Here is a 22,801-nt window from a genome sequence, read left to right on the forward strand (position 1 = left end):
TAAAGAGCGTTCGTTACCCGTTTGCCTTTCGGCGAATCTTACGGTAACGCGGGAGGCAGATAATACGCTTTCCCGCTGAAGAGTCAAGAGTTTCTTTGGTTTCTTTCGAAGTCAAAATCATTCTTTTCGCTTCCTGACCCGGCGAAGTATGTTTCGTTGTTCCCGGTCAGTGGAGGCGCATTATAGGGAGTTCCTGACAGCCTGCAACCCCTAATTTGAAAAAACTTTTCAACCGCGTTTTATTTCAACGATTTGCCGTGATAAACGGCATTATTGCTATTTTTTGTACTGTAGCGCCAAGAAATCCTGAGAAAAACTGCTTACCTGTTGCCAATCCGTATATTCAACTTCTTTACTGGTATCCGTTTCGCCGCCCGTCATACGCATAATAAGTTGAATCATCACCCGATCTATCCAGCGATAACGGGGATAACGCAAAGCGCCCGCAAATACCGCACATAGCGTTGGCTGCCACGGGGTACTGAGTAAGAACTTACGCACATAGGCATTGGTTTGCGGGGATCGCTTTTCCGGCTTGCGTGCTGTCAGATTCACCGCAAAGAACGCACTCGGCATCTGATTAAGTTGTTCAACGTGTTTGTTGACGAATTTACTCAATACTGGGCTGAAGTGCCCATAACGCACCGACGCACCAATCATGACTTGCTGGTATTGATTCAGATCGATTTGCCCTACCTGCGATAAGTCCTGTATTTCACAGGTAGCTGCCGCTGATAACTGTTTAGCTATATAAGAAGCAATAGTCTGTGTTTGGCCATCTCGGCTGGAGTAAAGAATCAGAACTTTCATTGCAATGTTCCTTATGCAGAATTACTCACGCCAGAATGTTGGAGTGAATAGAACCAGCAGGGTGAAAACTTCTAACCGACCAAATAGCATGGTGATCACCAATATCCACTTGGCGGCCGGATTCATCGACGTGAAGTTATCAGCTACCACCCCCAGACCAGGGCCAAGGTTATTCAGCGTCGCAGTCACCGCCGCGAAAGCAGAGAACTCATCAACACCGGTCGCGATAATAGCCAGCATGCTAATAATAAATACCAGAGCATACGCGGAGAAGAATCCCCAGACCGCTTCCAGGATTCGTTCCGGCAGCGCCCGCCGCCCCAATTTGATGGTATAAACCGCATTCGGGTGGACCAGTCGCTTTAACTCACGCGAACCTTGCAGGTAGAGCAACAGAATACGGATAACTTTCAGGCCGCCACCGGTTGAGCCCGCACAACCACCAATAAACGCAGAACATAGTAAGAGTATCGGCAGGAACAACGGCCATTTTGAAATACTGTCAGTGGTGAAACCCGCAGTAGTAGCCATTGATACTACTTGGAAAAATGCCTGATTTATCGTCTCCAGACCGGATTTATAGACATTATGATACCAAAGCACCAAGGTACACACGGCGACCAGTGTCAATTGGACAAAGATAAACATACGGAATTCAGGGTCACGCCAATAAACTTTTAAACTGCGCCCACTCAATACCGCGAAGTGCAAACCAAAGTTACAACCGGAAATCAGCAAGAAGATAGCGATAATGGTGTTAATAGTTGGACTGTTGAAGTAACCGATACTGGCGTCATGGGTCGAGAAGCCGCCAATCGCAATTGTCGAGAAGCTGTGGGAGATGGCATCAAATACCGACATCCCTGCCCCCCATAAAGACAGCGCGCAAGCAATGGTCAGTAAGACATAGATAAGCCACAGGGTTTTAGCCGTCTCCGCAATGCGGGGCCGCATTTTATTATCTTTCAATGGGCCAGGCATTTCCGCCCGATAGAGCTGCATTCCCCCGACCCCCAAGATAGGCAGGATAGCCACTGCTAACACGATTATCCCCATACCGCCGAGCCATTGCAGCATTTGGCGATAAAATAGAATGGCTTTAGGCAGTGAATCTAACCCTACTAATGTGGTCGCGCCAGTAGTAGTCAGCCCGGAGAATGATTCAAAGAATGCATCCGTTAATGAAAGATTAGGCCGCTCTGAGAATAAGAAAGGTAATGCCCCTACACTGCCCAGCACCGTCCAGAACAGAACCACGATGAGAAAGCCCTCACGAGGCTTTAACTCATGCTTCTGTTTTCGGTTCGGCAACCAAAGAAAGAGGCCGATTGCCAGAGCAACAAAAAAGGTTTCGCTGAAGGCACGGCCGGCACCATCACGATAGATCAATGCCACCAGTCCGGGAATAAACATTGTTCCAGAGAATAAGATGACCAGCAGACCAACAATACGGGTTATGGCACGAAAATGCATTCCGGCACGTTCCTTAGCAATTCACTTGGATGGGGATTATTGCGAAATGGGCGTCAATTGCAACGTACCACGACTGAGATCACGCAATTTGTCCCCGGTCTGACTGGCTTGAGTTGCTGGCAAAGAGAGATGAAGCGTTACGAATTGTGCGTACTCACTCCGTATAATCTGGCCTTCAACCTGCTGTAACAAGGTTTCTACTATGGCAAGCTGCCCATAGTCACACTGCAAAGTATATTCTACCTGTGGGACTTTATATTTTACTTCGATCTGTTTTAACGCTTGTTGAACACCGCTACCATAAGCCCTTACTAACCCACCAGTACCGAGTTTGATGCCACCATAATAGCGCACAACTACTGCGGTTATCTCACCAATACCACTCCCCATCAGTTGAGCCAAGATAGGTTTACCCGCAGTACCTGAGGGTTCACCATCATCAGAAAAACCTAATTGCTGCGAATCCGTCGGCTTACCGGCAACAAAAGCCCAGCAATGATGCCGGGCGGTGGGATGCTGCTGCTTAACCTGCTGAACAAAATCTTTCGCTTCACTCACCCCGCTGGTATGGGCCAGCAAGGTGATAAAACGACTTTTTTTGATCTCTTCGCTGATAGTCACCGGACTTGCAGGGATTAGATAAGGCTGCATCAGGCCAGTTTCAGGTCACGTGTCATGTTCTCAACCCGGTTATCGTGAATAACGATATTATCTTCTATACGAATACCGCCGTAAGGCTTCAGCGCATCAATACGTTCCCAATTGAAATACTTGCTGAACTCACCGTTACGCCAAGGTGCCAGCAGAGATTCGATGAAGTACAGACCCGGCTCAATAGTCAGTACCATACGCGGTTGTAAAATACGCGTACAACGCAAGTAAGGGTATTTGGATGGTGCGCCAAGATGGGTGCCTTTATCATCTTGCATAAAACCAGCAGTATCATGCACTTGTAGCCCAAGAGGGTGGCCTAACCCGTGCGGCAGGAATGGGCAGGTAATGCCTTGTTCGACCATGGCCTCTTCACTGATACCGGTAACCAGATGATGCGTACGCAATAACTTCGCAATGCGCTGATGCATCTGGATATGGTAATCGGTATAGCGCTCACCACTTTTAATGGTTTTGATCAGTTCAAGCTGCTCGGTATTAAGGTCATTAACCAACGCGGCAAAATCGCTATCACTGTTTGCGGCGTAAGTGCGAGTCAGATCTGCGGCATAACCGTTATATTCCGCACCGGCATCCATCAAGAAACTACGCATTTCTGCCGGAGGCTGATGTTGGAACGTGGTGTAATGAAGTACCGCCGAGTGTTCATTCAGCGCAACAATATTATCGTAAGGGACATCAGTATCACGATGACCGGTAGCCATCAGATAGGCCAGATTGATATCGAACTCACTCATACCGGACTGGAACGCTTCATGTGCTGCACGATGGCCGACAACTGCCGTCTTTTGTGCTTCACGCATACAAGCCAGTTCATAATCCGTTTTATAAGAACGATAGAAATGCAGGTAATCCAATACTGGTTGCGGGTTAATGTTTTCAGCACTAAACCCCAGCGCCTGCGCACGTTGTTGGGCATAACCGATATAGGCCACACGCTCCCGTTGCACCGGTAATTGCTGAGCAATATCATCTGCATTGGCTAATGGCTGGATATCGATAGCCTTGGTCCAGAAGCTATCTGGTAATGGCTCAACACTGTGCCAATAATCAACTGGGGAATAAAACCATAATTTTGGTGTATTAACCCCATCGACCCATAACCAACAGTTTGGTACTTGAGTGACCGGCACCCAAGCTTTGAACTGCGCATTGGCTTTAAAAGGATAGTCACGGTCATCGAGAAAAATACGTTGTAACTCACCGGAATGAATCAGTAAAGCGTCTAACTGATGGCGTTCCAGCACATCGCGGGTGCGCTGTTGTAGAGTGGATAAATGTTCGTTATATAAAGAAGCCAGCGTTTCCATCACAGTACCCTTTGCTATTAGAACTTAATTTTTTTCATCTTATCATAGTCGCCAGAATCATGTTTTAGCGACCGCTTATCTGCCTATCAAATACATTATCCGCCCCCAAAACTGAATATTTCCCCCTCCAATCCACTGCGAATAAATATGATAGAAATCAATTACCCCATCTGAATGACTGTGATCTTCACTGCAAAAAATCAATCTCTTATTTGCAATTCGTTAACAAAATATCCACACTTCCTGAATATCTGGTCATACCAGATCACATGCGCTTATTCAGGAGATAGATATGCTCTACCAAAGCGAAACACTACAGCTTCACTGGTTGGAAAACGGCATTGCCGAGTTGGTGTTTGATGCACCGGGTTCAGTAAATAAGCTGGATACTAAAACTGTAGCCAATCTGGGTGAAGCCCTAACGGTGTTAGAGAAACAAAGCGAACTCAAAGGGTTGCTGTTGCGCTCCGCCAAAGCGGCCTTTATCGTCGGTGCCGATATCACCGAGTTTTTATCCCTGTTTAATGCCCCACCAGAAAAGCTGCACCAGTGGTTGGTTTTTGCTAATGATATTTTCAACCGTCTGGAAGATTTACCGGTTCCGACCATTTCTGCGATCAATGGATATGCATTAGGTGGTGGCTGTGAATGTATTCTGGCCACAGATTTCCGTGTTGCCTCGCCAGAAACACGGATCGGTCTGCCGGAAACCAAGTTGGGCATCATGCCAGGCTTTGGCGGCTCCGTGCGATTACCACGTTTGTTAGGGGCGGACAGTGCATTAGAAATTATTGCCGCAGGCAAAGATGTGAATGCCGCTGAAGCATTAAAAATTGGTTTGGTTGATGCCGTTGTCGCCCCCGAAAAACTGGCCGATGCCGCCCTAATCATGCTGAAACAGGCGATTGACGGCAAGCTGAACTGGAAAGCCGCGCGTCAGCCGAAACTTGACCCACTGAAACTCAATTCAACTGAAGCGACCATGTGCTTTACCATTGCTAAAGGCATGGTGATGCAAGTCGCCGGGAAGCACTACCCAGCACCACTGGTTGCAGTAAAAACCATCGAAGCGGCCGCTAAACTTGGCCGAGCTGAAGCATTGAAACTGGAAACCAACAGTTTTGTCCCGTTGGCGGGTTCCAATGAAGCGCGCGCGTTAGTTGGGATATTCCTCAACGACCAATTTGTGAAAGGGCAGGCGAAAAAACTGTCGAAAGGTGCTAGTGCACCGAAACAAGCAGCAGTTTTGGGCGCCGGGATTATGGGGGGTGGGATTGCCTATCAGTCAGCACTGAAAGGTGTGCCAGTCATTATGAAAGATATTAATGACAAATCCCTGACCCTGGGGATGAACGAAGCAGCCAAGTTACTGAATAAACAGTTGGAACGCGGCAAAGTGGATGGCCTGAAAATGGCAAACATTTTAGCGACTATCCAACCCACTCTGGATTACACCGGCATTGAGCGTGCTCAGGTCATTGTGGAAGCGGTAGTGGAAAATCCCAAAATCAAAGCTGCGGTGCTGGCAGAGGCTGAAGCACTGATCGGCGAAGATACGGTACTTGCTTCTAATACCTCTACAATCCCTATCGACCAACTCGCAAAATCACTTAAACGCCCTGAGAATTTCTGCGGTATGCACTTCTTCAACCCCGTGCACCGCATGCCGTTGGTTGAAATCATTCGTGGCAGCAAAACCTCAGATAAAACCATCGCTGCGGTGGTGGCATACGCCACACAAATGGGTAAAACACCAATAGTGGTTAATGATTGCCCAGGCTTCTTCGTTAACCGCGTGTTATTCCCTTATCTGGCTGGGTTTGGCATGTTGGTTAGAGACGGTGCTGACTTCCGCCAAATCGATAAAGTGATGGAAAAACAGTTTGGCTGGCCGATGGGACCAGCCTATCTGCTAGATGTCGTGGGTATTGATACCGCACACCATGCACAAGCCGTGATGGCCGTTGGCTTCCCTGATCGGATGAACAAAGATTATCGCGATGCGGTTGACGTGATGTTCGATAACCAACGATTTGGCCAAAAAAATGGCCAAGGCTTCTACCGCTATACCCAAGATGCAAAAGGTAAGCCGCGTAAAGAAAATGACGAAATTGTAGATAGCTTGCTGGCAACAGTTAGCCAACCGATTCAGAAGTTCAGTGACGACGATATTATTGCCCGCACCATGATACCGATGATCAATGAAGTGGTGCGATGCCTGGAAGAAGGCATTATTGCCAGCCCAGCCGAAGGTGATATGGCGTTGGTATATGGTCTTGGCTTCCCTCCTTTCCACGGGGGTGTGTTCCGTTATCTCGATACTATCGGCAGTACAAACTATGTCGAAATGGCCCAGCGCTATGCTCACCTTGGCGCGCTGTATCAAGTCCCCGTAGGGCTGAGAGCCAAAGCTGAACACAACGAAAGCTATTATCCTGTGGCAGCAGCGCTGCTTGATGTTTCTACCAGTCAACCGGCATGAGGCCTGAAAATATGGAAAATGTAGTCATTATTGATGCCGTCCGTACACCGATGGGCCGCTCCAAAGGGGGCGCATTCCGTCAGGTTCGGGCTGAAGATCTCTCCGCTCACTTAATGCGTGAGGTTCTGAGCCGTAATCCTGGGCTAAACGCGGCCGAAATTGACGATATCTATTGGGGTTGTGTACAGCAGACGTTGGAGCAGGGTTTTAACATCGCTCGCAATGCTTCTTTACTGGCAGAAATCCCCCATAGCGTACCGGCCATTACTGTTAACCGCCTGTGTGGTTCATCAATGCAAGCTTTACATGATGGTGCCAGAGCCATCATGGTGGGTGATGCACAAATCAGTTTGATTGGTGGCGTAGAGCATATGGGTCATGTGCCAATGAATCACGGTGTGGACTTCCATCCAGGTATGGGCCGAACTGTGGCGAAAGCCGCCGGAATGATGGGATTAACTGCTGAAATGCTGGCAAAAATCTACAATATCAGTCGCCAATCTCAAGATGAATTTGCTGTTCGCTCTCACCAACGCGCTTATGCCGCGACTCAGGTGGGCCATTTTACCAGTGAGATTGTCGCCACCAATGGGCATGATGCTGATGGTATCCTGAAACGTTTTGATTTCGATGAAGTTATTCGCCCGGAAACTAATCTCGCAGGTTTGGCAGCATTGCGCCCAGCCTTTGATCCGGTCAATGGCACGGTGACTGCCGCAACATCATCTGCATTATCCGACGGTGCTTCTGCCATGCTTATCATGAGTGAATCCCGAGCTAAATCATTAGGTTTAAAACCGCGTGCCCGTATTCGCTCAATGGCCGTGGTGGGTTGCGATCCATCAACCATGGGTTATGGCCCCGTGCCCGCTAGCCAATTGGCATTAAAACGTGCCGGGCTAACCTTGGAAGATATTGGTTTATTTGAATTAAACGAAGCGTTTGCAGCTCAGTCGCTGGCTTGCCTGAAAGGGTTGGGTCTGCTGGAAAGCATGGATGACAAAGTGAACCTGAATGGTGGCGCTATTGCATTAGGCCATCCACTGGGTTGTTCAGGTGCTCGTATCTCTACCACCTTACTTAATCTGATGGAACGCCGTGACGTGCAGTTCGGTTTGGCAACCATGTGTATCGGTTTAGGCCAAGGCATTGCGACCATTTTTGAACGCGTATAACCTCCAAACGAATTAACCTAAAAAATATTAAGGGCCTGAATACAGGCCCTTATAACCGCTGTACCTGGTGTTTAGTTGCCGTTTTCCCGCCTGTCAGGGGCGGGCTTTTTTTATCCGCGATACAAACAACAATATGGATAAAATCTTAATATACCCAAAATAATTCAAGTTGCATGAAGGCAGCTAACACCGATGCAGCTTCAAATATGACCGGTAAATTAGATAAAGGCGAAAGCATCACCATAGATATGCGCTTCCTGAGCGCCGCGCTCAGCACAAAAACGCTCACGAGCAATTTTAGCCATTTCAAAACGGCCAGCGATATAGATATCTTGCTCAGCAAGAGAGCCATAGTCTTGTAATACAGCACTCAATACCGTTCCTGTGCGGCCACGCCACCCATCTTCCGGCTGCTCTACCACTGGGATAACTTTCAACTGTGGATACTTAATTGACAGCGCTTCCAGCTCGTTTAGATCATATAAATGCACGGCTTCGCGCCCCCCCCAATAAACAGACACTTCACGGTCAGGTTGCTCGGCTAACGCCGCCAATAAAATTGAACGCACATAGGAAAAACCAGTGCCGCCAGCAATCAGGACCAATGGACGTTCACTGCCCTCACGGAACCATGCTTCTCCGTGAGGAATATCCACATCCAGCGTTTTCTCTTTCAGAATACGGTCCATCACTGCCATGGCGTACAGATTCAGTTCCGACGCCCCGATATGCAGCTCGATAAAGTCTTGCTGCAACGGCGTGGATGCCATAGAAAATGGGCGCTTATCACGCTCGTCCATTACTACCATCAAATACTGCCCAGCACGGAAAGAAAACGCAGATGCAGGCACCAATTGCACCCGGTACACCGTATCGGTAATGGCCTCTACGGAGGTTACTTTACAGCTTAAAGTTGTCATGCCTTCCCTCTGTCGGGTCATCAAATGCAAAACCAAGGACAAAATCGACGCCGGTTAGCGTTTCGTCTCTTTGTCACTGAAAATGGCGAGCTCATCCCAAATAGCATCAATACGGGCGCGAACGTCTTCATCCATTTTAATTGGACGCCCCCATTCACGCGAAGTCTCAGCAGGCCACTTATTGGTGGCATCCAGCCCCATTTTCGATCCTAAACCGGAAACCGGTGAAGCGAAATCCAAATAATCTATTGGTGTATTTTCAATCAACACCGTATCGCGGGATGGGTCCATTCGGGTCGTAATTGCCCAAATGACATCATTCCAATCACGAGCATTAATATCATCATCACAAACAATAACAAATTTTGTATACATAAACTGACGTAAAAACGACCAAACCCCCATCATTACGCGTTTAGCATGCCCTGCATATTGTTTCTTGATGGTTACAACAGCCAGCCGGTATGAGCACCCCTCGGGCGGAAGATAGAAATCAACAATTTCCGGGAATTGCTTTTGTAAAATAGGAACAAACACTTCATTCAGCGCAACCCCCATCACCGCAGGTTCATCCGGTGGACGACCCGTATAAGTGGAATGGTAAATTGCATCTTTGCGCTGAGTAATATGTGTGACCGTAAAAACAGGGAAGCTATCTACCTCATTATAATAACCCGTATGGTCACCATAAGGGCCTTCTGGCGCCATATCACCCTGCTCAATATATCCTTCCAATACAATTTCTGCACTCGCAGGAACTTCAAGTGAGTTGGAAAGGCACTTTACGACCTCTGTTTTATGCCCGCGCAACAAACCGGCAAAAGCATATTCAGACAGCGTATCGGGGACCGGGGTTACCGCAGCCAGAATAGTCGCAGGATCTGCGCCCAAGGCGACGGCGACGGGGAAACGTTCACCAGGGTGTGCTTCACACCACTCTTGATAGTCCAAAGCGCCGCCACGATGGGATAACCAGCGCATAATTAATCTGTTTTTACCCAACACTTGTTGGCGGTAGATACCCAGGTTTTGCCGCTCTTTATGCGGGCCACGCGTAATAGTCAGCCCCCACGATACTAACGGAGCTGCATCCTCAGGCCAGCAATGCATAACTGGAATGCGGCTAAGATCGACATCATCGCCCTGCCAAACTTGCTCCTGACAAGGAGCCGAACTCAAGCATTTCGTTGGCATATTCAACACTTGCTTAAATTTCGGCAGTTTATCGAATAAATCACGGAAACCTTTCGGCGGATCCGGCTCTTTCAGGAAAGCCAACAACTTGCCAACATCTCGCAGTGCGCTGACATCTTCTTGCCCCATGCCCATGGCAACCCGTTTGGCCGTGCCAAACAAGTTACACAATACGGGCATTGTGTAACCCTTAGGATTTTCAAACAGTAATGCAGGCCCACCAGCGCGTAAGGTACGGTCGGCAATTTCTGTCATTTCCAGATAGGGATCAATGGGCTGGCTAATACGTTTAAGTTCACCCCTCTGTTCCAGCAACGAGAGGAAGTCACGTAAGTCACGGTATTTCATGCTGATCATTTCGGCGGCTATGTGATGCGCCATTATAGGCTGTCTTTATAGCAGTTGCTGTCTTTTTGTTAAAAATGAATACAGGCTCACTCAAAAAAATATCATGCTGCAATTTATCGCTAATTATCATCAGTACAAATATGATTTTGTCGATATAAAATAGACTAAATCTTTGTATAACAAACTATATATCCTGAACTGATGTATTCTTCCTCTCTATATATATCCTTCTACTTTTGTTATGCTGCCAAGTAGTACTTAAAGGCATGTGAAATTATGAAACACTGGCATTTATTATATTGTAAACGTGGTCAGCTTTTGCGCGCCAAGGAACATTTAGAGCGGCAAACTGTGGATTGCTGGACACCGATAGTGACTATCGAAAAGATAGTGCGAGGGAAACGCACTGAGGCGACTGAGCCCTTATTCCCTAACTATCTGTTTGTGGAGTTCGATCCTGAACATATTCACACCACAACAATCAGCGCAACGCGTGGTGTAAGCCACTTCGTCCGTTTTGGCGCACAACCCGCAGTGATCCCAGCAATTGTTATTGCCGAGATGCAATCTCATACAACGGATAAAATCATTGATCCAGAGGTGCCGGTTCCAGGCGATATCGTGACGATCACTGAGGGTGTTTTTGCTGGGTTACAGGCGATTTATACTGAACCAGACGGTGAAGCGCGCTCAATGTTGTTACTGAACATGCTTAATAGCCAGGTGATGCAAAGTTTGGATAATCGTCAATTCGAAAAGCAATAATATATCTGCCAAGGTAGGCACGCTCGGTACCTACCTTATCAACAACCATCCCCGTGGCTTAACGTTGCATATGATCGTCATATAACCATTGTGCGACTTGCTTGGCGAAATAAGTTAATACTCCATCAGCACCGGCACGCTTAAAGCACAACAGAGACTCCATAACGGTTGGTTTCTCTTGCAACCAGCCATTCTGGAAGGCAGCCATATGCATAGCATATTCGCCTGACACCTGATAGGCGAAGGTCGGCACACCAAAGGTATCTTTCACCCTACGTACCACATCCAAATATGGCATCCCCGGCTTAACCATTACCATATCAGCACCTTCCTGCAAGTCCTGAGCAATCTCTTGTAAAGCCTCATCACTATTGGCCGGGTCCATCTGATAGGTTTTCTTATTCCCACCTTTCAGATTACTGCTAGAGCCAATGGCATCACGGAATGGGCCATAGTAGCAAGACGCATATTTCGCTGAATAGGCCATAATTTGCGTATTCACCAACCCTTGTAGCTCTAGTTGAGAGCGCACTGCACCGATGCGTCCATCCATCATGTCGCTTGGCGCGACAATCTCGGCACCAGCCTCGGCGTGTGATAACGCCTGACGGACTAAAATCTCTTTAGTTATGTCATTAATGACATAACCATCGGTATCAATTACCCCATCTTGCCCGTGGGTTGTATAAGGATCGAGAGCAACATCAGTAAGGATACCTAACTCTGGTACTGCGTCCTTTAACGCACGTACGGTTCTTTGTACCAAGCCATTCGGATTATAGGCTTCTTCGGCATGTAATGATTTCAAGCTAGATTCAATCACTGGAAACAGCGATATGACCGGCACACCTAGCTTAGCTATGGCCTCAGCTTCTTTCACTAGCAGATCGATCGTCATACGTGAAACACCCGGCATTGACGGGACGGCTTGCTGCTGGTTAGTCCCCTCCATAACAAACACCGGATAGATCAGGTCATTGACTGTCAGCTGATTCTCTGCGACCAGACGACGACTGAAATCATGACGGCGCACACGGCGCATACGGCGACCAGGGAAGGTGCCCGGAAATGCATAGCTCATCTTGTTCTCCTAACTCAAACCAACCGGAAAATCCGGCGGGCGTTTTCATCAGTTTTCTGCCCCAGCCATTTAGGGTCTTCTTGTCGCCAGACAGCAACCTGCTGGACGATATGGGGTAGAAAGCAGGGTTCATTGCGGCGGGATGCCGGCTTAGGATGTAAATCCCTTGGCAATAAATAGGGGGCATCTGTTTCTAGCAACAATTGCTGAACAGGAATACGTGGCAGTAACGCCCGTAGCTCAAGACCACGACGCTCATCGCACACCCAACCGGTAATACCAATAGATAAGCCTAATGCCAGACAAGAGTCCAACTCATCAGCCGTGCCAGTAAAACAATGCACAACCGCAGCGGGGAGTTTATCTAGCCAAGGCGCAAGCAAGGCAATGAAACGTTCGTGAGCATCGCGGCAATGTAAAAACACCGGCAGTTCGAGTTCGGCAGCCAGCGCCAGTTGTGCAGTAAATGCGACTTCTTGTGCTACTGGAGTAGAGAAATTGCGGTTAAAATCCAGTCCGCATTCACCAATAGCGACTACTGCAGCATTCGCGGCTAATAATCTGATTTGCTGTTCAACATCTATTTGCCAACAACTCGCCTGATGGGGATGAACACCCGCAGTTGACCAGCAGTAGCCAGGATAGGCAAGGGTAAGCTCCAGTGCTGCCTGGCTTTCTTCAGCATCAGTACCCGTAATAAGCATACCGGTAACTGCAGCATTTTTGGCTCTGTTGACCACTTGATCGTAATCTTTGGCAAATTGCGCGCTGGTTAAATTCACACCAATATCAAACATGAGCGTTCCAAAACAGAAGCCGCCTCAAAGGGCGGCTAAAATATCCAGGCATATACCCACAGATTTAAGGCACTTTCGGATGGCTATCCGCTTCTTCATCCTCTTCGTCAATATCTACCCGGCGTTGCTTACCCGTATAAAAACGAGCAAAGAACACCCCAACCTCAAATAGCAGATACATCGGGATCGCCAATAATGTCTGAGACAGCACATCAGGCGGGGTGAGAAGCATGCCGACAACAAAAGCGCCGACAAATACATAAGGGCGTTTTTTCTTCAATGCCTCGGGCGTTGTAACCCCTGCCCAGCACAATAGAATTATCGCAATTGGGACTTCAAAAGAAATACCAAAAGCCATAAAGAGCGCCATAACAAAATCAAGGTATTTAGTGATATCCGTGGCAATCAGCACGCTTTCCGGTGCTGTTTTGGCAAAAAAACCAAAAGCTAACGGGAAAACCACAAAGTAAGCAAATGCCATACCCAGATAAAACAATAGGCTGCTGGAGATAAGCAGCGGCACCATCAGACGGCGTTCATGCTTATATAACGCTGGGGCAATGAAAGCCCACACCTGATAAAGGATCATCGGTGCGGAAACAAACACCGAGACCATCATAGTCAATTTAATCGGGGTAAAGAAAGGCGATGCAACATCTGTTGCGATCATACTGGCACCGGCGGGCAACTGTTTGATTAACGGTGCTGATACCAAGTGATAAATATCATTGGCAAAAAATACCAATACCAGAAAAACCACCAAAATAGTGATTATGCAATTCAATAGCCGCTTACGCAGTTCTATCAAATGAGTGATTAGGGGTTGGGTATCATCAACAGCCATGTTTACCGATCGCCGCCAGGTTGGTGAGTTCGAGGTTGTTCAGTACTGAATGAATCAGTGCTATGGGAGTCAGTTGCGGTAGTTTGGGCCTTGGTTACGGATGGATTCGTAACAGTCACAAGATCCCCGGCTACAGTAGGAATAGGCTTAACAGATTCCTCAACCTGAACTACAGGTTTCTCAACGCCAGCAGGCTCAGTTTCAACAGTTGGTTTAATTGTCACCAACGCGCCCGCATTATCGACATCAGGAATTTGCGGTGATGCCGAAACTTGAGTTGCGGACTCCGCAGGCGTAACACCATCATGAATCGCTTCCGGCTCAGTCACCAGCGGATTATGGATAGTATGCGGTGCCTGGGAGCTAACGTCTGAGTGATAAGAACGTTTCAGCGCTTCTGCGGCTTCCTTAAGTTCATCCATCGAAGCTTTCAACTCCGGTGTCAGATTCTGCAAGCCAGCCTGTTCTGCTTTTTTCAGGCTGTCTTGCAACTCTTGAATCTTAAGTTCTTGTGCCAACTCGTTTTGTACGGTTGCCGCCAGTGAACGTAGTGTACGAATCCAACCGGCAACCGTTCTTACAGCAACCGGTAATCTTTCCGGCCCAAGCACGACTAGGCCGATCACAAGTACCAGCAGCAGTTCACTAAACCCGATGTCGAACACAGCTTATCCCTGCTCTTTGTCGTGACTCTTAGACTCTTCAGCTTTAACTACCGGCTGCTGTTTTTCAGTAATCGATTTTGCAAAATCAGCATCATTGCTGGTTTTATCAGTGTTAGTTGGAGGAGTCTGTGGATCATCACCAATTGCCTTTTTAAAGCCTTTGATGGATGCACCCAAGTCTGACCCTAAAGTCCGCAGTTTGTTAGTGCCAAACAGCAGAACGACAATCACGGCAATGATTAACAACTGCCAAATACTTATACCGCCCATCACATTCACCTCTATATTACAGGGGTTATTCCACAGAGGGCCGCATTATACGTCATACTGCCTCTTTGGATACTAATCTAACTTACCGCATTTTGAACTCGCGCATAGCGTTTTTAACTGATGAATGACTTCTTGAACAACTTTTACATAACACTCATACATAACGCCCAAGCTATGCTCTCGCCCATTAACCGGCACTCTTAGCAATAAACAAATTAACTGGTTCGTCGCCAACCGATAAACCAAGCCAATACGCCTGCGATAATACACCCCGTAGAGATTTCTACCGCATCCGCCAAAAATAAAATGGTACCACTGACTAATAGTGTAGCGCCAACACCGAACAAATACCGTGACTGACCCTGACGTTGTTGCTGACCTTGCATCTGGGTGGTTAGTTTATCAACACTTTGCTGTAATAATTTATGTTGCTGCAAGCTGTCGTAAACCAATTCCGGCAACTCAGGGAATTTTTCTGCCCAAAAAGGCGCCTTTTCTTTCAATGCCCGGATAACAGCAGGCAGACCGACTTGATCCCGTAGCCAGCTTTCCAGGAACGGTTTCGCTGTTGTCCAGAGATCAAGCTGAGGATATAACTGACGACCCAAGCCTTCGACATACAATAAGGTTTTTTGTAGCAGAACCAACTGTGGCTGCACTTCCATATTAAAGCGGCGCGCAGTGTTAAAGAGATTCAACAACACATGTCCAAACGATATTTCGGCCAGTGGTTTTTCAAAAATGGGTTCACAAACGGTGCGAATAGCGAACTCAAAATCCTCAACATTGGTATCACGGGGAACCCAGCCTGAATCAACGTGCAGTTCCGCAACCCGCCGATAATCCCTATTAAAGAAAGCAATAAAGTTTTCAGCCAGATAGCGCTTATCTGCTTTGTTCAGTGAGCCTACAATACCGCAGTCAATACCGATGTAAAGTGGATCATGAGGATGCTCATAGCTGACAAAAATATTCCCCGGATGCATATCTGCATGGAAAAAACTGTCACGAAAAACTTGGGTGAAGAAGACTTGAACCCCACGTTCGGCCAGCAACTTCATATTGGTACCTTGGCTTTCTAAAGCCGTAATATCAGATACCGGAATGCCGTAAATACGCTCCATCACCAATACACTTTCCCGGCAATAATCGGAATAGACTTCGGGAATATAAAGCATTGGGCTGTCTTCAAAATTACGACGTAATTGAATAGCATTAGCTGCCTCACGCAGCAGGTTCAGCTCATCAAGCAGGGTTTTTTCGTATTCACGCACCACTTCGCGTGGTCGTAATCTACGACCATCAGGCAACAACTTAGGTACCCAGCCAGCCAGCCGGTACATCAAGCGCACATCTGCTTTGATAATCGGCAAGATATCAGGGCGAATCACTTTTAGGACCACTTCCTGACCGTTCTCTTTTAAACGCGCCGTATGTACCTGAGCAATTGAGGCGGAGGCTAAAGCTTGCTGATCAAAATCGTCAAACCAGGTTTCTAATGGTCCACCCATTGCTATTTCAATATACTTTCGTGCGAGTGCGCCATCAAATGAAGCAACCCGGTCTTGTAATAGGGCAAGTTGATCGGCAATTTCCGGTGGGAAGAGATCACGGCGAGTGGACATCATCTGACCAAATTTGATCCAGACTGGTCCTAATTCTTGTAAGGCAAGGCGTAAACGCTCACCCAATGGCTTATCTTTATGTCGATTCGGCAACCAGAAAAACAGATGACGGCCAATACGTAGTGGTAACGTCAAACGGATATTCGGGATTAACTCATCTAACCCGTAGCTCAAGAAAACCCGAATAATTAGATACAGGCGCCGAAGTTCTCCTGGCGTCATTATTTTTTCTCCATGGTTGCCAATCTGGCATTCAATGCCTCAGTTGCACGGGCTGTGGCATCAACCTCTTCGTTAAACCACACCACTTCCAGCGGTGCTGGAGCCACTTTCCATTCTTCGGTTATTGCTTCAGCCAGATAGTGTTGTTGCTGCTGCAATTGCCCACTCAGAAAATAGCTACTTTTATGCGCAACCTGCCCGATGGTTTCCGCGGCAATATCACCGATGTAGGGCGCCAGCCACTCAGCCGGATCCCACTCAGCAAGATCCAAAAGCGCGACAACTTGCTGAACCACTTGTATATCGCCTTCAACAATCAGTTTACCGCTACGCATCAAAGGTGAAAGTTGCTGGCGATCCCGCAGTTTTGCCAACACAGCAACTTCCGTTTTAACTATGCAATCCGCATCACCATCCCATTGACTTAACACATCAACCTGCCGTTCACTAAATACCAGCAGCAAAGGAAAATTGATCTCACGTAACTCGATCCGCAGGACTTTCCCTACCAAGCGTAAACGTGCAGCCTTCATGCTTTTATCGCGAAACAGCACACTGTTTAATGATGTTTCTATCGCAGCAGTAATGAGTTGCGACAGCAACATAGGTTTCAGTGAGAAGGTTTTAGATATCAGTGATTTTAGCGGCATAGCCATATTCCTGTTAAAACTTAAAGCCCCGATGTAACGCAACAATGCCACCGGTTAAATTGGAATAGGTTACGTTTTCAAACCCAGCATCTACCATCATGCCTTTCAGCGTTTCTTGATCAGGGTGCATCCGAATAGACTCCGCTAAATAACGGTAACTTTCAGAGTCCTGGGCCACAAGTTCGCCAATCTTGGGCAAAATATGGAAGGAATAAGCATCGTAGGCTTTGCTCAAAGGTTCCAGAAGTGGTTTGGAGAATTCGAGAACCAACAAACGACCACCGGGCTTTAATACCCGAAACATAGAGCGTAAGGCTTTTTCTTTTTCGGTTACATTTCTCAGGCCAAATGAAATGGTAATACAATCAAAGTAATTATCAGGGAAAGGTAAAGCCTCAGCATTAGCCTGCACATAACTGACATTACCTACAATACCTTTGTCACGTAGCTTTTCTCTACCCATACGCAACATCGATTCATTGATATCAGCCAGAACCACTTCACCCTGCTCACCCACAAGGCGAGAGAACTTGGCCGTTAAATCTCCGGTGCCACCCGCCAGATCTAATACCCGTTGACCGCGCCGAACACCACTACAATCAATGGTAAAACGCTTCCAAATACGGTGAACACCGAACGACATCAGGTCATTCATCAGATCGTATTTGGCGGCTACGGAATGAAAAACTTCTGCCACCATGCCTTCTTTCTGTTCTTTGGCTACGGTGCGGAAACCAAAATGAGTGGTTTCCTTCTCCTGATCTACCATTTTCTGTGCCTGCTTTTCAGCCAATCTTTCGAGGAAGTGTACCAGAACTCCGATGAAAGCCCCACCTCACCTGGTATTAAGGTAACTGCTTATTCGCAGTATTCTCAACATCATACAGAAGAGGACCATGCAACTAACCCTGATACTTCAGCGGTGCCGAATCATTTATATCCTTCTTACACAAAACTACAGCGGCATTAGCAGCTCTCATCCGCGTCACTGATTATAAGCTAACTCAGCGGTGCCACTCATGTTGCCTTACTGCAATCCTGATTGCTTTGGATATGTCTCTGACTCAGCATCATCAGATAGCGCTAAATCGCCTTCTGGTTGATGCTCAGCGCTGGCTCTTTCTGCCAGTAATGGGCTAATAGGCCGTTTTACCTCGACCCCCAGAGTGCGAAAACTTTCTACTTGCCCAATCAGGTTACCACGGCCTTGCGACAGTTTGTTCATTGCCTGACGATAACTTAGGTGCGCTTTATCGAGGCTTTGCCCCAACGACTCCATATCATCAACAAATAAGCGCAACTTGTCATAGAGTTTGGCTGCCCTATCGGCAATACGCTGTGCATTCTGGCTTTGATGCTCGTAACGCCATAAATTAGTAATCGTCCGCAAAGCCACCAGCAATGTTGTCGGGCTAACCAACATAATATTGTGCTGTAGTGCTTCACTTATCAACTCTGGCTGGCGATCAATAGCCACCAGAAATGCAGGTTCCACCGGAATAAACATCAATACATAATCAAGCGACCGCAACCCTGGAAGTTGTTGGTAATCCTTACGGCCTAACATTCTAATATGGGCGCGCAGCGATGATAAATGTTCATTGAGTGCTACTTCCCGCTCTGCGTCATCTTCGCTATTAAAATAGCGCTCATATGCAACCAACGACATTTTAGCGTCAATCACCACATCTTTACCCTGTGGTAAGCGCACAATGACATCTGGCTGCATACGACTGTTGCTATCAAGCTTTACACTTACCTGAGTTTGATACTCATAACCTTCACGCAGCCCAGAAGCTTCAAGCACTTTAGCCAGAACGACTTCCCCCCAGTTCCCCTGCGTTTTATTATCACCTTTCAGTGCTTTAGTCAGGTTTAGTGCTTCTCGCGCCATTTGAGCATTCAATTGTTGCAGACTGCGTATTTCATGGGTCAGCGTGTGGCGCTCTCTGGCTTCCTGTCCAAAGCTATCCTGAACCTGACGGCGGAAACCATCCAACTGTTCCCGTAAAGGCAGTAATAAGCGGTCCAGACTTTGTTTATTTTGTTCGTCCGCACGACGGCCAGTTTGTTCAAAGATGCGGTTCGCCAGATTTTCGAATTGTGTGGTCAGCCGCTGTTCACTGTTAATGAGGAGTCGCTGTTTTTCCTCGCCAGTCAGACGCGTTTCTTCCAAACGGATAGTGACTTCGCGCAGTTCCGCCTCTTGGGCGCTATTAACTTCTCTTTGAGCACGGAGTTCTTGATTGAGTTGATCACATTCATTACGCCAATGAGCTAACTGTTGCAGTTTTTCAGCATTTGCTGCCAATTGACTGTGCAAACTACGTTGTTCCAATTCATCTTGCCGTAATTGCTGCTCATTGCGCTGTAAAGCAGTTTGTAGCTCGACAATATTCTGCTGCGCCTGCTGTAAGGACTGCCCTAGTAATCGCCGTTCTATATCCTGTTGCGCTTTATTCCGTTGCTGGTACAAGCTGGCAATTAGCCAACCAATAAGTCCACCGATAAGGCAGCCTGCCAGCCCATAAAATAAACTGATATCCACGGTTATCTCCCCATTAACCTATTGTCAGTCAAGGTAAGGGGATACTGTATGGATGTCCAGAGTGTTTTTCCGTTACATGCTATCTTGCGAAGCTGTGCGCATAAATAACACACAGTCCAAAAAACGCTCACCTTGCGACCCAAAATAGGTTAAAACAGCTATCCATTGACGAACGGCGAACCACTTACGTACTTAATCTATCCAGTGAGATAGCCATTGAATGCCGAACGCGCCCGGAGCCAGAATACCGAAGGCCCAAATTAGAGCGGAAGTGATGTTGGCTAACTGAAAATAGAACTTTGGCATAGCACAGATCCCGGCAACCAAAGGAACAACTGCGCGTAGTGGGCCAAAGAAGCGGCCAATAAACGCGCCAAAGAATCCCCAACGCTCAAAGAATGCATGGCCACGAACGAGTAACTGAGGATTGCGGGAAAGTGGCCACAAAGTGCCTACTCGGTCTTTGTAATGGACACCAATCCAATAAGAGAGCCAATCGCCAAAGAAAGCACCGGCCGCAGCAGCGGCCCAAATTGGCCAGAAAGAGATACCACTTTCACCGATAAGCGCCCCCAATCCGAGCAAGATGACCGTTGCAGGTAGCAGTAAAGAAAGAAAAGCTAGCGACTCACCAAAAGCCAGGATAAAGACGATAGGAATGGCCCATGCTTCGTGTTCACGAACAAAATCGATAATGATAGTAATGACATCATTCAGGGTCACATGCATTTTCCTGTTAGCAACATAGTTGCTATTAGCATACCCAATGTGTCGTGATCTTTGTTTAACAAAAAATAAACGGCCGGAAGATTCCGACCGTTTATAGACTCAAGATCATTGCCGTTACAGCAAGGCTGCCAACGAACGAATCCTAATAATCTGACTCAAGTCAGTGATTCGTTTAAGCCGGAGCCACTGGCCACACTGCAACTTCAAGTAAGAAAGAGTGCAGGTTAATGCAATGAATCAAAGATATCAGGCGTTAGCCGTCACTACTTTATTGCCAGCCATTTCAGCAGAGCGGCGGATCCACAGTTCACGCCATTTTTTCAGTGCTGATATCAGGATAATGACGCCCAGTGTCATCATAATAATCGAGATGATGCCATTGAACAGATTGTAGCCCTTAGCTGCTGAGTTGAAATACACGTGAGTGATCATCCAGTAACCAGCATAATTTACGGTTACAAACAGATAGGCCAGTGGGATAACACAGGTCAGCATGTAAATACGTTTGGTTGCCAACCGCAGAATAATAGTGGCACCAATGATTAAACCAACAGAAGCCATTAATTGGTTTGATACGCCGAATAACGCCCAGACAGAGTTGATATCACCTGAGTTAAGCAGGTAACCCCACAGTGCGCAGGCAATAACACTGCATGCCAATGTACCTGGTAACCAATCAGTACGTTTCAGTGGTGCCCAAATATCACCTAAGAAGTCTTGCAGCAGGTAACGAGCAACACGCGTGCCGGAGTCAACAGCAGTCAGAATAAATACCGCTTCAAACATAACAACAAATTGGAAGAAGTAAGCCGCCAGACTGCTGAACCATGGCACACGAATGAAGATATCCGTCATACCAACAGCTAAGGTTACCGCACCACCGGTACGACCATAGAGATCCAGGCCAATTTCCTGACTCAGTTTTGGCAGGTTCACCACTTCCATACCGAGCATACTCCAGGCTTCAGCGGAAGAGTTAATCGCAAAGTAGTCAGCAGGATGCAAGGAGGTCGCCGCGATCAAGGCCATAACCCCAACCATACATTCGGCCAGCATCGCACCAAAGCCGACGGGTAAGATATCACTCCATTTGTCGATCTGTTTTGGTGTTGTCCCTGAGCCAATAAAGGCATGGAAACCAGAAATGGCACCACAGGCAATGGTAATAGAGATAAACGGCCAGACTGGGCCTGCCAGAACCGGGCCTCCACCATGAATAAACTGGGTCAATGCTGGGAATTGAATTTCAGGGTTAATAAATACAACCCCAACAATCAACGCACCGAATACACCGATCTTCATAAAGCTGGAAAGGTAACCACGAGGGGTTAATAGCATCCACACTGGGAGGGCGGTCGCAAAGAAAGCATACATTGGCAGAATGATACTGACGGTATCCGCTTTCAGCATTAACCAATCGCCCAGCCAGGTTCCTTCAATATAAGGGCCGACAAATACGCACACCATGATAGCAGCGATACCGACATAAGAAGCGCCCTTCATGCTGCCAGTCATGCGCTCCCATAAGCCAACGCAGATAGCGATAGGGATTGTCATGAACACGGCGAAAGTACCCCAAGGGTTACGTTCCAGTGCATGTACCACCACCATCGACAACCCGGCCATGGTAATAGTAATGATGAACAACATTGCCAGACCGGTACACCAGCCAGCAACCGGGCCAAGCTCTGATTTTGCCACTTCCGACAGGGATTTCCCCTGATGTTTCATGGAAGCAAACAGAACAACCGTATCGTGAACCGCGCCGCCGATCACACAACCGATCAGCAACCACAGAAAACCAGGTAAATAACCATATTGGGCTGCCAGCACAGGGCCGACCAATGGACCAGCCGCAGCGATTGCCGCAAAGTGGCTACCAAAGTTCACCCATTTTTTAGTTGGAACGTAATCTTTACCATCTTCGAAGGTGTGGGAAGGTGTTACTTCACTGTCATCGACGCGCAAAACCTTACGAACAAAAAAGATACCGTATAAACGGTAGCAGATCATAAGGATACACGCTGAAGCGATAACAAAGGTAATCGCATGTTGCATGAGCATTCTCTCCAGGGAATTTGTCAGGCGTTAACATACGCCTGGGCCCTAAGAGAAATATCAGCGATCTGGTTAAGCGGTAGTTTGTATCATTAAGCGGTTAAAAAGAGCCACCCAGTGGTGACTCAATACCATAAAGATCAGAAATATTCCGGGTAGATAA

General features: G+C 47.4%; 20 protein-coding genes. 3 read left to right on the forward strand and 17 right to left on the reverse strand.

The genetic code is table 11. The annotated features are described in order from the left end of the window. Positions 1-276 precede the first annotated feature (276 nt). Genes hemG through pepQ form a run of 4 tightly spaced genes read right to left on the reverse strand, consistent with a single transcriptional unit; the run spans position 277 to position 4,265 of the window. The gene (gene hemG, locus V2A85_RS07265) at positions 277-810 is read right to left on the reverse strand and encodes a menaquinone-dependent protoporphyrinogen IX dehydrogenase (protein WP_420071156.1); all 534 of its coding nucleotides are present in this window, start codon (positions 808-810) and stop codon (positions 277-279) included. Positions 811-831: 21 nt separating this feature from the next. After that, positions 832-2,283 carry a Trk system potassium transporter TrkH gene (gene trkH, locus V2A85_RS07270; RefSeq protein ID WP_083162032.1) on the reverse strand — a complete coding sequence of 484 codons (1,452 nt, stop codon included), beginning with the start codon at positions 2,281-2,283 and terminating at the stop codon, positions 832-834. Between the two features lie 36 nt (positions 2,284-2,319). Beyond that, on the reverse strand, positions 2,320-2,934 hold the full coding sequence (locus tag V2A85_RS07275; RefSeq protein ID WP_420071157.1) for an IMPACT family protein: 615 nt from the start codon (positions 2,932-2,934) through the stop codon (positions 2,320-2,322). Beyond that, the gene (gene pepQ / locus V2A85_RS07280; protein WP_420071158.1) at positions 2,934-4,265 is read right to left on the reverse strand and encodes a Xaa-Pro dipeptidase; all 1,332 of its coding nucleotides are present in this window, start codon (positions 4,263-4,265) and stop codon (positions 2,934-2,936) included. Before pepQ ends, V2A85_RS07275 begins: the two co-directional genes overlap by 1 nt. A 292-nt stretch (positions 4,266-4,557) precedes the next feature. On the opposite strand from pepQ, the gene fadB reads away from it, so the two are divergent. Beyond that, positions 4,558-6,747 (forward strand): fatty acid oxidation complex subunit alpha FadB, encoded by a 2,190-nt coding sequence (gene fadB, locus V2A85_RS07285; protein WP_420071159.1) that lies wholly within the window; start codon positions 4,558-4,560, stop codon positions 6,745-6,747. Positions 6,748-6,758: 11 nt separating this feature from the next. Next, positions 6,759-7,922: an acetyl-CoA C-acyltransferase FadA gene (gene fadA, locus V2A85_RS07290; RefSeq protein ID WP_420071160.1), complete on the forward strand. Its 1,164-nt coding sequence runs from the start codon at positions 6,759-6,761 to the stop codon at positions 7,920-7,922. Positions 7,923-8,140: 218 nt separating this feature from the next. Here the strand turns inward: fadA and fre are convergent, their stop codons facing one another. Then, a complete protein-coding gene (gene fre, locus V2A85_RS07295) occupies positions 8,141-8,842 on the reverse strand; it encodes an NAD(P)H-flavin reductase (RefSeq protein ID WP_420071161.1) in 702 nt (233 codons plus the stop codon). 54 nt (positions 8,843-8,896) lie between these two features. Next, positions 8,897-10,393 carry a 4-hydroxy-3-polyprenylbenzoate decarboxylase gene (ubiD, locus tag V2A85_RS07300; protein ID WP_372560665.1) on the reverse strand — a complete coding sequence of 499 codons (1,497 nt, stop codon included), beginning with the start codon at positions 10,391-10,393 and terminating at the stop codon, positions 8,897-8,899. 267 nt (positions 10,394-10,660) lie between these two features. On the opposite strand from ubiD, the gene rfaH reads away from it, so the two are divergent. Beyond that, positions 10,661-11,149: a transcription/translation regulatory transformer protein RfaH gene (gene rfaH / locus V2A85_RS07305; RefSeq protein WP_372560026.1), complete on the forward strand. Its 489-nt coding sequence runs from the start codon at positions 10,661-10,663 to the stop codon at positions 11,147-11,149. Between the two features lie 58 nt (positions 11,150-11,207). On the opposite strand, the gene hemB is transcribed toward rfaH, so the two are convergent. The 11 genes from hemB to V2A85_RS07360 all read right to left on the reverse strand — a co-directional run bounded on the left by hemB (position 11,208) and on the right by V2A85_RS07360 (position 22,638). After that, positions 11,208-12,230 (reverse strand): porphobilinogen synthase, encoded by a 1,023-nt coding sequence (gene hemB / locus V2A85_RS07310; protein ID WP_372560027.1) that lies wholly within the window; start codon positions 12,228-12,230, stop codon positions 11,208-11,210. A 14-nt stretch (positions 12,231-12,244) separates the two neighbouring features. Then, on the reverse strand, positions 12,245-13,027 hold the full coding sequence (gene tatD / locus V2A85_RS07315) for a 3'-5' ssDNA/RNA exonuclease TatD (RefSeq protein ID WP_083162016.1): 783 nt from the start codon (positions 13,025-13,027) through the stop codon (positions 12,245-12,247). 64 nt (positions 13,028-13,091) lie between these two features. Next, positions 13,092-13,871, reverse strand: coding sequence for a Sec-independent protein translocase subunit TatC (gene tatC / locus V2A85_RS07320; RefSeq protein WP_083162014.1), 780 nt, complete (start codon positions 13,869-13,871; stop codon positions 13,092-13,094). A 2-nt stretch (positions 13,872-13,873) separates the two neighbouring features. After that, positions 13,874-14,536 carry a Sec-independent protein translocase protein TatB gene (gene tatB, locus V2A85_RS07325; RefSeq protein WP_420071162.1) on the reverse strand — a complete coding sequence of 221 codons (663 nt, stop codon included), beginning with the start codon at positions 14,534-14,536 and terminating at the stop codon, positions 13,874-13,876. A gap of 3 nt (positions 14,537-14,539) precedes the next feature. Beyond that, the gene (tatA, locus tag V2A85_RS07330) at positions 14,540-14,806 is read right to left on the reverse strand and encodes a Sec-independent protein translocase subunit TatA (RefSeq protein WP_083162010.1); all 267 of its coding nucleotides are present in this window, start codon (positions 14,804-14,806) and stop codon (positions 14,540-14,542) included. Between the two features lie 215 nt (positions 14,807-15,021). Then, entirely contained in the window at positions 15,022-16,653 is a 1,632-nt protein-coding gene (ubiB, locus tag V2A85_RS07335; protein WP_372560029.1) for a ubiquinone biosynthesis regulatory protein kinase UbiB, read from the reverse strand. Then, the gene (ubiJ, locus tag V2A85_RS07340) at positions 16,653-17,303 is read right to left on the reverse strand and encodes a ubiquinone biosynthesis protein UbiJ (RefSeq protein WP_372560030.1); all 651 of its coding nucleotides are present in this window, start codon (positions 17,301-17,303) and stop codon (positions 16,653-16,655) included. Before ubiJ ends, ubiB begins: the two co-directional genes overlap by 1 nt. Positions 17,304-17,316: 13 nt before the next feature. Then, positions 17,317-18,072 carry a bifunctional demethylmenaquinone methyltransferase/2-methoxy-6-polyprenyl-1,4-benzoquinol methylase UbiE gene (gene ubiE / locus V2A85_RS07345; protein ID WP_083162004.1) on the reverse strand — a complete coding sequence of 252 codons (756 nt, stop codon included), beginning with the start codon at positions 18,070-18,072 and terminating at the stop codon, positions 17,317-17,319. 258 nt (positions 18,073-18,330) lie between these two features. After that, a complete protein-coding gene (rmuC, locus tag V2A85_RS07350) occupies positions 18,331-19,851 on the reverse strand; it encodes a DNA recombination protein RmuC (RefSeq protein WP_420071163.1) in 1,521 nt (506 codons plus the stop codon). 192 nt (positions 19,852-20,043) lie between these two features. Then, the gene (locus tag V2A85_RS07355; RefSeq protein ID WP_372560032.1) at positions 20,044-20,574 is read right to left on the reverse strand and encodes a DedA family protein; all 531 of its coding nucleotides are present in this window, start codon (positions 20,572-20,574) and stop codon (positions 20,044-20,046) included. Between the two features lie 252 nt (positions 20,575-20,826). Continuing rightward, positions 20,827-22,638: a carbon starvation protein A gene (locus tag V2A85_RS07360; RefSeq protein WP_372560033.1), complete on the reverse strand. Its 1,812-nt coding sequence runs from the start codon at positions 22,636-22,638 to the stop codon at positions 20,827-20,829. Positions 22,639-22,801 lie beyond the last annotated feature (163 nt).

It is taken from the genome of Yersinia sp. 1252 StPb PI (genome assembly GCF_048593885.1).
GTDB classification, from domain to species: domain Bacteria; phylum Pseudomonadota; class Gammaproteobacteria; order Enterobacterales; family Enterobacteriaceae; genus Yersinia; species Yersinia enterocolitica_E.